The sequence below is a fragment of the Pseudomonas sp. CG7 genome (assembly GCF_023701885.1).
In the GTDB taxonomy this organism is placed as follows: Bacteria; Pseudomonadota; Gammaproteobacteria; order Pseudomonadales; family Pseudomonadaceae; genus Aquipseudomonas; species Aquipseudomonas zanjanensis.
This window is the reverse complement of sequence record NZ_JABAEE010000072.1, coordinates 22340-32971: the sequence shown is the minus strand read 5'-3', so window position 1 is coordinate 32971 and position 10632 is coordinate 22340. Positions and strand designations below refer to the sequence as shown.

The 10632-nt window shown below is 61.2% G+C and carries 8 protein-coding genes; 5 read left to right on the top strand and 3 right to left on the bottom strand.

Translation table 11 applies throughout. The annotated features are described in order from the left end of the window. Window positions 1–177 precede the first annotated feature (177 nt). Genes HGO40_RS24030 through HGO40_RS24020 form a run of 3 tightly spaced genes read left to right on the top strand, consistent with a single transcriptional unit; the run spans window position 178 to window position 3743 of the window. Window positions 178–837: a paraquat-inducible protein A gene (locus HGO40_RS24030; RefSeq protein ID WP_186729802.1), complete on the top strand. Its 660-nt coding sequence runs from the start codon at window positions 178–180 to the stop codon at window positions 835–837. Next, window positions 824–1447, top strand: a complete 624-nt coding sequence (locus tag HGO40_RS24025; RefSeq protein WP_250965041.1) for a paraquat-inducible protein A — start codon at window positions 824–826, stop codon at window positions 1445–1447. The genes HGO40_RS24030 and HGO40_RS24025 overlap by 14 nt, the downstream gene beginning before the upstream one ends. After that, window positions 1440–3743: a PqiB family protein gene (locus HGO40_RS24020; protein WP_250965040.1), complete on the top strand. Its 2304-nt coding sequence runs from the start codon at window positions 1440–1442 to the stop codon at window positions 3741–3743. The genes HGO40_RS24025 and HGO40_RS24020 overlap by 8 nt, the downstream gene beginning before the upstream one ends. A 240-nt stretch (window positions 3744–3983) precedes the next feature. On the opposite strand, the gene mksF is transcribed toward HGO40_RS24020, so the two are convergent. The 3 genes from mksF to mksB are packed head-to-tail and all read right to left on the bottom strand — an operon-like array spanning window position 3984 to window position 8792. Beyond that, the gene (mksF, locus tag HGO40_RS24015; protein WP_250965039.1) at window positions 3984–6824 is read right to left on the bottom strand and encodes an Mks condensin complex protein MksF; all 2841 of its coding nucleotides are present in this window, start codon (window positions 6822–6824) and stop codon (window positions 3984–3986) included. Next, a complete protein-coding gene (gene mksE / locus HGO40_RS24010; protein ID WP_250965038.1) occupies window positions 6821–7522 on the bottom strand; it encodes an Mks condensin complex protein MksE in 702 nt (233 codons plus the stop codon). The genes mksF and mksE overlap by 4 nt, the downstream gene beginning before the upstream one ends. Continuing rightward, window positions 7512–8792, bottom strand: a complete 1281-nt coding sequence (mksB, locus tag HGO40_RS24005; RefSeq protein ID WP_250965037.1) for an Mks condensin complex protein MksB — start codon at window positions 8790–8792, stop codon at window positions 7512–7514. Before mksB ends, mksE begins: the two co-directional genes overlap by 11 nt. A 180-nt stretch (window positions 8793–8972) precedes the next feature. Here mksB and HGO40_RS24000 point away from each other — a divergent pair, with 180 nt between their 5' ends. Both HGO40_RS24000 and rimI read left to right on the top strand, forming a co-directional pair. Further along, window positions 8973–9752, top strand: coding sequence for an energy transducer TonB (locus HGO40_RS24000; RefSeq protein WP_250965036.1), 780 nt, complete (start codon window positions 8973–8975; stop codon window positions 9750–9752). Beyond that, the gene (gene rimI / locus HGO40_RS23995) at window positions 9745–10197 is read left to right on the top strand and encodes a ribosomal protein S18-alanine N-acetyltransferase (protein WP_250965035.1); all 453 of its coding nucleotides are present in this window, start codon (window positions 9745–9747) and stop codon (window positions 10195–10197) included. Before HGO40_RS24000 ends, rimI begins: the two co-directional genes overlap by 8 nt. Window positions 10198–10632: the final 435 nt, after the last annotated feature.

The following is a 10632-nucleotide window of genomic DNA, read 5'->3' as shown; positions in this document are numbered from 1 at the left end:
CCCCATGTGAGAGTAGGTCATCGTCAAGATTAAATTCCGAAACCCCTATCTGCTGATGCAGGTAGGGGTTTTGTTTTGCCCATCATAAAACGCTGCGAAAGCTCGTGATAAATTTGCACAGTTATTTTCGAGCTGGAGCACTAGAATAGCCCCACCTTAGCTGAGCCAGAGCTGTTTATGCCCGATCCGTCAGACACTGATAGGTTGTCAGATCTACCCCTGAGCGATCTGGTGGCGTGTCATGAGTGCGACCTGTTGATGCGCAAGCCCCAACTGGCCCATGGCGAAAAAGCCGAGTGCCCCCGCTGTGGTTATGAGCTGTATGCCCACAGACACAATGTAGTCGAACGCAGCCTTGCCTTGGTGATCGCTGCCTTGCTGTTATTTGTGCCGGCCAACTTCTTACCCATCATGCAACTCAATCTGCTCGGGCAGTCCTCCCAGGACACCGTTTGGAGCGGAGTAGTGGGTCTGTTCGATACCGGCATGCAAGGCGTCTCGGTCGTCGTGTTCCTGTGCAGCATGGGCATTCCACTGCTCAAGTTGCTTTGTCAGTTGGCGGTATTGCTGACCATTCGCTTGGATATTGGCCGTAGCTACGGTTTGTTGCTGTACCGCATTTATCACCATCTACGGGATTGGGGGATGCTCGAGGTTTACCTCATGGGCGTGTTGGTGGCCATCGTCAAGTTGGCAGACATGGCGGCCATCACCGTAGGCCTTGGTTTGGTGTGCTTCATCAGTTTGTTACTTGTTCAGGTCTGGCTGGAGGTGGTGATGTCACCGCATCAGATCTGGCAGGCGTTATCAGGAGAAGATGCCCATGCGGGCGATTGATGCCGGCATTCTGGTTTGTACGGAATGCCATGAGTTGAATCGGCAAGACGCCGAAACCGACAACCAAACCTGTACTCGCTGCGGCGCACGGGTCCATCCCCGTCGCCCGAACAGCTTGGTGCGGACCTGGGCGTTGTTGATCACTGCCGCGATTCTTTATATCCCGGCCAATATGCTGCCGATCATGACCATCAACTCATTGGGCCAAGGCGCTCCGAGCACCATCATGGCCGGTGTCATTGAGTTGGTTCAGCACGGCATGATCCCTATCGCCGCCGTGGTGTTCATCGCCAGTATCCTCGTGCCCACCTTCAAACTGGTGGGCATCGCCTTGTTACTGTTTTCCGTACAGCGGCACCAGCCCATGTCGGCGCGGCAACGCATCCTGATGTACCGTTTCATCGAGTTCATTGGGCGTTGGTCGATGCTGGATATTTTCGTGATCGCCATCCTGGTGGCGGTGGTGAATTTTGGACGACTCGCCAGTGTCGAAGCCGGTCTCGGTGCGATTGCTTTCGCCAGCGTAGTGATTTTGACAATGATTGCCGCAGTAACCTTCGATCCCCGACTGATTTGGGATAACACGGAGTCGGATAACGACCATGACTGATTTGCCTACCGCTAAAACCCGACCGGCTTCGAACTGGTCGGCCATCTGGGTCCTGCCGCTGATTGCGTTGATCATCGGCGGCTGGCTCGGCTGGCGGGCTTATAACGAGACCGGAATCGAAATCAATGTGCGCTTTGAGAGCGGTGAAGGGATTCAGGTCAACAAGACCGAGGTCGTCTACAAAGGTATGACGGTTGGCAAAGTCAAAGACCTCACGCTCGATGATGAAGGCAGCTCGAAGGGCGTTATCGCAACCATCGAGATGAACAAGGATGTCGGGCAGTACCTCAAGAGCGGAACACGTTTCTGGCTGGTCAAGCCGAGCGTGAGCCTGGCCGGGATCACTGGCCTGGAAACCCTGGTATCGGGCAACTACGTGGCGATCAGTCCGGGTGAAGGCGAGTCGACCCGTAAATTCAAAGCCTTGGTCGAAGAGCCGCCGCTGTCGGATTCCAAGCCGGGTTTGCACCTGACTGTGAAGGCTGAGCGCTTGGGGTCGCTGGACCGCGGCAGTCCGGTTTTCTACAAGCAGATCCAGGTTGGCCAGGTGAAAAGCTACCTGTTGTCCGAAGACCAGCGCACTGTTGAAATCAAGATCTTCATCGAGCCGACCTACGCCAGCCTGGTGCGTAAACACACGCGTTTCTGGAACGCCAGTGGCATCAGCATCGATGCCAACCTCTCGGGCGTCAAAGTGCGCAGTGAGTCCCTGGCCAGCATCGTGGCCGGAGGCATCGCCTTCGCCACGCCGGAAAGCCGCAAGGACAGTCCGCCGACGGAGCCAAGCCTGCCCTTCCGCCTTTACGAAGACTTCGATGCAGCGGCAGCGGGCATTCGCGTGAAGGTCAAGCTCAGCGACTTCGAAGGCTTGCAGGCCGGTCGCACACCTGTGATGTACAAAGGCATTCAGGTCGGCAGTCTGAAGACCCTCAAGGTCGATCCGGATCTGGCCAGTGCCACGGCCGAACTGACCCTGGACCCGTTGGCCGAAGATTACCTGGTGACCGGCACGCAGTTCTGGGTCGTCAAGCCGTCGATCTCCCTGGCGGGTATCACCGGCCTGGAAGCCTTGGTCAAGGGCAACTACATTGCCGTGCGGCCGGGTGACAAGGGTGGCGCGCCGCAGCGCGAGTACGAAGCCCGGGCCAAGGCGCCACCGCTGGACTTGCGTTCACCGGGCCTGCATTTGGTCCTGCTGACCGAAAACCTCGGTTCCCTGGAAGTCGGCAGTCCGATTCTCTACAAGCAGGTCAAGGTCGGCTCGGTGCAGAGCTACCAGTTTTCTCGCAAAAAGAAGCAACTGATCATTGGTGTACACATCGAGAAGGAATATGAAGGGCTGGTCAACGGCTCGACACGGTTCTGGAACGCCAGTGGCATCACGCTCACGGGCGGTTTGACAGGGGGGATCCAGGTCAAGAGCGAGTCCTTGCAAAGCCTGATGGCCGGCGGGATTGCCTTCGAAACGCCGGAACCCAATGTGCCGCTGAAAAGACGCATTCCGCGTTTCCGGCTGTTTGCCGATCACGAAGCCGCACAACAGCGCGGCACTGTGGTGACGATCAAGGTCGACCGCGCCGATGGCTTGCGCAGTGGTACGCCGATCCGTTTCAAAGGGTTGGACGTCGGCAAGATCGAAGGTGTCGATCTCAGCGCCGACATGCAATCGGTGTTGCTCACTGCGCGTATCACCGAAGTGCCTGAGCGCATCGCCCGGGTCGGGTCCCAGTTCTGGGTGGTCAAGCCTGAGTTGGGGTTGATGAAGACCTCCAACCTGGAGACGCTGGTCACAGGCCAATACGTTGAAGTGCAGCCTTCGGTGAAAAACCTTGGGCCGCAGAAAAGCTTCGTGGCCCTGGCCAACCCGCCGGAAAGCGCGATACCCGAAGCCGGTCTCAGCCTGGTGCTGAGCGCGGCCCGCCGTGGTTCGTTGAAGATCGGCGTGCCGGTCACCTATCGGGAAATCACGGTGGGCAAGGTCACAGGTTATGAGCTCGGCCAGACGGCGGACCGGGTGCTGATCCATATCCTGATCGAGCCCAAGTATGCACCGCTGGTGCGCAGCGGCAGCCGCTTCTGGAATAGCAGTGGCTTCGGTCTGGACTTCGGTCTGTTCAAGGGCGCGACGGTGCGAACCGAGTCCCTTGAAACCTTGATCCAGGGCGGCATTGCGTTCGCAACGCCGGATGGTGAGCGGATGGGCAACCCGGCGCGACCGGAGCAAACCTTCCCGTTGTTCGACAAGTTTGAAGATGAATGGCTGACCTGGGCACCGAAGATCAGTCTTGGCAAGTAAGCTATTTGAATGTGATACCTGTGGCGAGGGAGCTTGCTCCCGCTGGGCTCTGTAGGAGCTGGCGAAGGCTCGGGCCGCGTTCGGACGATCTTTTGATCTTGATCTTTCGCTCTGGACTCAATGGCAGTGGAAAGATCGCAGCCTCGTTGCACTCGACAGCTCCTACGGACTCAAAACCAGCGCAATAAAAAAGGCCGCGATCCAATGGATCGCGGCCTTTTTCACATCCTGAGATTCACATCACACCGAATCCAGCTCCGGCTCATCGGCCTGGACATTCACCGTGGCCTTCACCGCATCGTGACGACGGATGTATTTCCAGTCCGCTTCGTCGATGTAAATGCCGTTCGGGCCGCTGCCGCCTTCCAGGTCGATGGCGACACTGGCGCAGACTTGCGGCTTCACACTGGCGAGGATCGGCACGAAGCCCAGTTGCAGACTGGTTTCCAGCAGTGCGGCCTGGTTTTTCTCGTCGATGTCCGCCGCTTCGTCCAGGTAGTACGGCAGGCGCACGCGACCGGCCTGTTCGCGGTCCATCAAGTGCAGCAACAAGTACATGTTGGTCAGCGCCTTGATGGTCATGGTGGTGCCGTTGGACGCCGCACCGTCGATGTCGGTGTGAATCACCGGCTGGCCGTTGATCTTGGTGATCTCGAACGCCAGTTCGAACAGGTCCTTGAGGCCGAGCTGGTTGTGGTTCGCCGCCACCAGCCGCGCCAGGTATTCCTTGGCTTCTTCGTTCTTGTTGTCCTGCTCGGCGCTCTGGCTGAGGTCGAACACCGACAGCGTCTCGCCTTCTTCGTACTGGCCGGCGCTGTGGATGATCTGGTCGATGTGCTTGAGCGCTTCCTTGTTCGGCGCCAGGACGATACGGAAGCTCTGCAGGTTGGACACCTGGCGCTTGTTGATCTCGCGGTTGAACAGCGCCAGTTGATGCTCGAGGCTGTCGTAGTCGCTGCGGATGTTGCGCAAGGTCCGGGCGATATCGGTCACGGCAGCACGACGCGCCTTGCCCAGGGTCAGGGCCTCGTCGGTGCGGTGGGCGTAGGCGTTGATCAGAAGCTGCAGGCGCCGCTCGATGTCGTCTTCGCTGTCGAACTTGGCCACGCCCTTGAGGCGCACTTGGGCATACAGCGCTTCGATCTGGCCGTCGACCCGCAGCAGTCCTTGCCAGCTGTCCTGGTAATCGTTGAGCAGCGGCAGCAGGTTGTCCATGGAGTCATCGACTGGGTCCATGAACGGCGTGCCGAACGGCAGGTCCGCCGGCAGCAATTGACGACGGCGCAGGGCGTCGTCGAGGGTGCGCTGCTTGGCTTCCATGTCGGCGATCTGCCGGCCCACCAGTTGCAACTTGGCGGACAGCTGCTGGACGCGTTCGGTGAACGCATCGCTGGAGCGCTTGAGTTCGTCCTGGGCGGCTTCCATCTGCGCCAGTTGCTCGAGTTTCTCGCCTTCCTCTGCGCTCAAGGTCTGGGTGCGACGGAAATCTTCCAGGGCTTTCTGTGCGTCCAGGACCTGCTGGTACAGCGCCTCGGTCTGGGTCTTGCTCGCGGCGCGGTCGGCGGCCACGGCTTGCTGGGTCTTGAGCTGCTTGAGCTCTTTTTCCAAGCGTTCTTTCTGGTCCCGCAGTGCGGCACGGTCGGCCAGGGCTTGCAGGGCCGGCGGCTCGATGTGGGACAGGTCGATGGACAGGCCCGGCACTTCGAAACGCTCGCCCTTGAAGCCGTCGAGGATCAGCTCCATGGATTTGACCCACTCGCCGTTCTCGTCCAGCGCGATGCCGTGCTCGCCCAGCGGCAGGCTGAACAGGGCGCTGTTGAACAAGCGCATCAGGCGTTCCACGTCCTGCTGGGAGAACTCTTCCCGCAGGCGGGCATAGCTGTTGTTGTCGGCGTGATCGAGTTGCTGCTTGACCGACTTCAGGCGCTTTTCCAGGTCGCGCAGACGTTCTTCCAAGTCTTCGGCGCTGAACTGCCGGGACTGGGCCAGGGCGCCGGCCAGATCGTCGTGGGCGTCCTTGGCGGCGAGCAGTTGTTGCTCCAGGACCTTGACGTCATCCACCAGGGCATAGCGGTTCTTGAGCACCGACAGCTCGCCGATCCAGCGCTGGATACCGCTGATTTCCCGTTCCAGGCGCATCAGTTCCTGCGTGCCGCCGCGCTGGGCGGTCTGCAGCGAATCCTGCTCGTTGCGGTAGTGTTCGGCCTGGATGGTCAGCTCTTCCTTGCGCGCGCTGGCGTAGTCCGACCAGGTGCCCAGCAGCGAGTCGAGCAACGGCGAGAGGCGATGCAATTTGCCGCGCAGGATGTCGCGCTGCTTCACGCCATTGGCCAGGGCTTCCACCAGCGGACCGGCTGCCACCAGGGAGTTGTAGTCCTGCTCCATGCGTCGTACATCGCGGAAGGCTTCTTCGCACGCGGCGATGTAGTCCACGCTGCCGGAGCGCAGGCTGTGTTCGAACGCATCGAGGAACAGTTGCTTGAGCTTGGCCGCGGTGATTTCGCGCATGTGCAGCAGGTTGATAAACAGCGCGCGGAAGGTCTTGAGGCTTTGCTCGCTGGTGGAGCGCAGCGGGATCAGCGTCAGGTCCAGCGGGAGCGAGGTGTGACCACCCACCAGCAGGCGGCGCAGTTCATCCGGCTTGAGTTCGTAGGCTTTCAGGCCTTCGCGCTCCAGGTTGGTGAACAGCTCTTTCTGGCGCAGGCAGGTGTCATTTTTCTGATAGTGGGCCAGGTCCAGTTTGCCGGCATAGGCAAAGAACTGGTGACCGAAACCACCGCCAGGGCCGCGCCCGACCACGCCAATCACGTGTGGACCGTGGGGCAGGGCGACTTCAACCAGGATGTAGCTGGTGTCTGAGGCAAAGTAGAAACGCCGGGATTGTTCCAGGCTGTACTTGCCGAAGCTCATGTCCGACATGCGCGCCAGGATCGGGAACTGCAAGGCGTTGATCGAGGCGGATTTACCCAGGTTGTTCGCGCCATACACCGACAGCGGTTCTTCCAGGGGGAACAAGCCCAGGCTGTAGCCGGCGGTGTTCAAAAGGGCAAAGCGGCGGATGCCGTAGCGTTCCTTGCTCATGCGTCGGTCTCCTGTTCTTCGGCAATGGCGCGGGCCAGTGCGTCTTCTTCGCTTTCGCCTTCGAATTCGCTGAGGTCCAGCGGATCATCGGTCTGCAGCAGTTTTTCGTCGCTGTCTTCATCGATCAATACCGGTGCCGGTAGCGGCAGCACGCTGTGCAGGCTGGCGGCGAGGTCGCGGTCCTGCTGGACGGACAGGCAGACATCAAGGAAGCGATGCATCGGCGGCAGGAAGCGGTACACGCCGTTTTCTTCGCTGGCAAAACCCAGTTGGGTCATGCGGCGCATGATTTTTTCTTCCAGCTCTTCCTGGGTCTGTACTTCGGCCTGGATGAACAGGTCGCGGTGTTTCTCCAGCAATGAAGGCAGCTCATCGCGGCCCAGGCTACCGCCATCGAGCACGGCGATGGGGTCGCGGCCCTGGTCGGCCAGGTGCTCGACCAGGATGAACGTGAACAGGGCCAGGCGCTGGGCGGTCTTGTTCACCGCGGCGGCGGCCAGGTCCGGCACGAAGTAGTAGAAGCCACGGGTGTCGCAGACCAGTTCGAAGCCCAGGGCCTTGAACAGCGTGCGGTACTGGTCCTGGAAGTTCGACAACTGCGCGTACAGTTCCGGGTCGCGGCGGCTGACGTGGTAACCCTTGAACAGCTCGCGGAAGATCGGCGCCAGCTGGGACAGTTCGGATAGATCAAGATGCATGGGGGATGCTCGCAGAATCCTCGGCGGCGGTGTCGCCGGCCGAGAGCAGGGCGAAGGAGCGCAGGCTGACCTGATGCTCGTGAGTGTGGTATTCGCGGCGTTCCAGACGCTCGCGCTTGAAACGTTTTTCCCGCGACAGGCGCGAGAACCAGTACAGCAATTCGTCGGTGGCGCCGTCCGGCTCCTGCTCCAGCAGCCAGGTCATCAAGTCCGGCATCGGCAGGGCGTCTTCGCAGCGCTCGACCATCTCGCGCACGGTGCGCGGCGCACGTGGTGCTTCGCCGCCCTTGTGGGTCTTGTGGGACTTGGGGAAACGCGCCGGTTTCGGTTCGAAGCGGGCCAGGGCATAGACGTAGGCTTCAACCTGGCTGGCGCTGCCCAGGAAGGTGCTTTGCGGCCGGGTGAACAGCGGCATGGCCGCTTGCGGCACAGCGTCAATGCCTTTGCGGCGAATGGCCGCCAGGGCCAGCGCCGCGCCACGGGTCACGGCGTTATGGCGGCGGGCCTCTTCGCGCAACGGCAAAAGCAGTTCCCGGGCGTGGCGCAGGGTCAGCTGGGCGCTGGTCTGCATCTCCAGGATGCGCGCGTGGGTGCGCAGCAGCATGTCGTCGTCCACCAGATGGCCGAGGCGCTGCTGTTCGGTGAGCATGCGCAACAGCACGTTCTCGACCTTGCGCACGCCTTGCTCGAACGCGCCATCAGCGTTCACCAACTGGATCATCGGCTCGACGTATTCGTCCCAGGTCGCCAGCACTTCGGCATAGCGCTGGCGCAGCGGGATCTGCCGGTCACTGGTCTTGGCCCGTTCGGCGACGGCCACCAGCGCCTGTTCGTCGTTGGCCAGTTTCTTCAGGACGTCGCGCACGCGCATGTCCAGCAGGCGCAACTGGCGGGCCAGGTCGTTGCCGTCGCGCACATCGAAGGCATCCTGGATGTAGCCGGCCAGGCGTTCGAGGTGACGCAGGTAGGCTTCGATCTCCAGGCACAGGCCCAGGCGGTGCTCGCGGCGCAGGTAGGCGAGGAAGTCATGGATCTGGGCGTTGAGCTCGAAGCGGTTCGGGCTTTTCGCCACCGGTACGAGGATGTCCAGGCGGATCCACACGTCCAGCAGGTTGGTGATGTCCTGGGGCGTGCTGTCGAGTTGTTGGGCGGCCAGCTGTGAACGCAATTCGTTGAGGCTCAGGGTGCCCTGGTCGAAGTGCTCGCACAAAGGTTCCAGCAATGCCCAGTGTTCGGCGAGGGCGCGCAAGACGCGCTTGGGGTCGATCATCGCAATGGCCGTCGGGTTGGCAATTAAAAGCGGCGATTGTACTGCATCGGGCCGGTTGCGATTCACCCCTTGGACGGACTGTCGCTCCCTATTGATCGATAATTGCCTCACAGGGCAGCGATCCGCGTCGAAGGGCGGTAGAATCGCTTCCACTTTCAGTTATCCACAAGTGGCCGACACTTGCTTATCGAGTCCCGTCGCCGCGCCTATCTGACCGCCATGCAGGTGGTCAACTGGCTGCCGCGTACCGAATTGCCGTTCGCCGCCCCGTCGCGGCCCGAGCTGTTGGAAACGCCCGAGCCCGAGTACGTCGCGCCGGTCGTGACGGCGCCTGTGGCCAAGACGGTCGCCGAGGCGCCAGCCGCCGCACCCGAGCGGCCCAAGATCGAAGTGCCGCGCCCGAGCCTGGCCTCGACCCGCACCAATGCCAAACCGGTGGAAGAGGTGGTCGAGGCGCCGCCCAAGGCCCCCTATGTCGCCCCGCCGCGTTTCGCCCTGCAACTGCTGCGGGCCGGGCGTTGCCTGCTGTTGGTGGAGTTGCCCACGGGCGAGCCGTTTCAAAGTCGCGATCCGGCCTACCTGCTGCTCAAGGACATGCTGCGCGCCGCCGGTCTGCCGGACAGCCCGCAGATCATTGGCGAACCGGTGCGTTGGCCGCTGTTGTCGCGAGGCACCATGGACCAGGGGCCGGAAGCGGCGCGGGATTTCGTCCAAGGCTTCGTTTCGGCGCGGCTCGAAGACGAGCCCTGCGTGTGCCTGTGGCTGATCGGCCTGCCGGCGGTGAAGTTTGCCGGCGAGGCGGATGCCGAGGCGTTCAATCGCGAACTGCAGGTCGAAGGCCTGGGCTCGGCCTGGGCGTTGCCCGGGCTGGAATTGTTAATGGAAACGCCACAGCGCAAGGCTGATGTCTGGCAAGCCATGCGCCGGCTGATGGCGCGCTGGAAAGAATCGAATGAGTGACGCTGTATCGTTCCGCCCGATGACCGAGGCGGACCTCGACGCTGTACTGAAAATCGAATACGCGGCCTACAGCCACCCCTGGACCCGCGGGATATTTCTCGACGGACTGGGCAAATACCAGATATGGCTGATGTTCGAAGGCCAGCAGCAAGTGGGCCATGGGGTGGTGCAGATCATCCTGGACGAGGCGCACCTGCTCAACATCACCGTCAAGCCGGAAAACCAGGGCCGTGGCCTGGGCTTGTGCCTGCTGGAACACCTGATGTCGATCGCTTACAAGGCCGAGGCCCGGGAATGTTTCCTGGAAGTGCGCGACAGCAATCGCACGGCGTTCCGGCTGTATGAGCGCTATGGCTTCAACGAAGTGGGCCGGCGCCGGGATTACTACCCGGCAGTGGGTGGGCGCGAGGATGCGGTGGTCATGGCATGTACCTTGGTGGACTGAACGGCCACGACCCCTTGTGGGAGCGAGCTTGCTCGCGATGGCTTCGGCTTCGGCACATCCGACATTGATGCAAACTGATCCACCGCCATCGCGAGCAAGCTCGCTCCCACAGGGGCTCGGCGGTGTGCATCAAATTTGCGATCAAACCCAAAATCATGTGGGAGCGAGCCTGCGCGCGAAGACGGCGGCACATCCAGCATTGATACAAACTGATCCACCGCCATCGCGAGCAAGCTCGCTCCCACAGGGGCTCGGCGGTGTGCATCAAATTTGCGATCAAACCCGAAATCCATGTGGGAGCGAGCCTGCTCGCGAAGACGGCGGCACATTCGGTATTGATGCCAGCTGATCCACCGCTATCGCGAGCGGGCTCGCTCCCACAGGGGCTCGGCGGTGTGCATCAAATTTGCGATCAAACCCAAATCCATGTGGGAG

Coding starts and splice junctions, on each gene's coding strand:
- HGO40_RS24030 (WP_186729802.1), top strand. CDS start 178: ATGCCCGATCCGTCAGACACTGATAGGTTGTCAGATCTACCCCTGAGC.
- HGO40_RS24025 (WP_250965041.1), top strand. CDS start 824: ATGCGGGCGATTGATGCCGGCATTCTGGTTTGTACGGAATGCCATGAG.
- HGO40_RS24020 (WP_250965040.1), top strand. CDS start 1,440: ATGACTGATTTGCCTACCGCTAAAACCCGACCGGCTTCGAACTGGTCG.
- mksF (WP_250965039.1), bottom strand. CDS start 6,824: ATGAGCAAGGAACGCTACGGCATCCGCCGCTTTGCCCTTTTGAACACC.
- mksE (WP_250965038.1), bottom strand. CDS start 7,522: ATGCATCTTGATCTATCCGAACTGTCCCAGCTGGCGCCGATCTTCCGC.
- mksB (WP_250965037.1), bottom strand. CDS start 8,792: ATGATCGACCCCAAGCGCGTCTTGCGCGCCCTCGCCGAACACTGGGCA.
- rimI (WP_250965035.1), top strand. CDS start 9,745: ATGAGTGACGCTGTATCGTTCCGCCCGATGACCGAGGCGGACCTCGAC.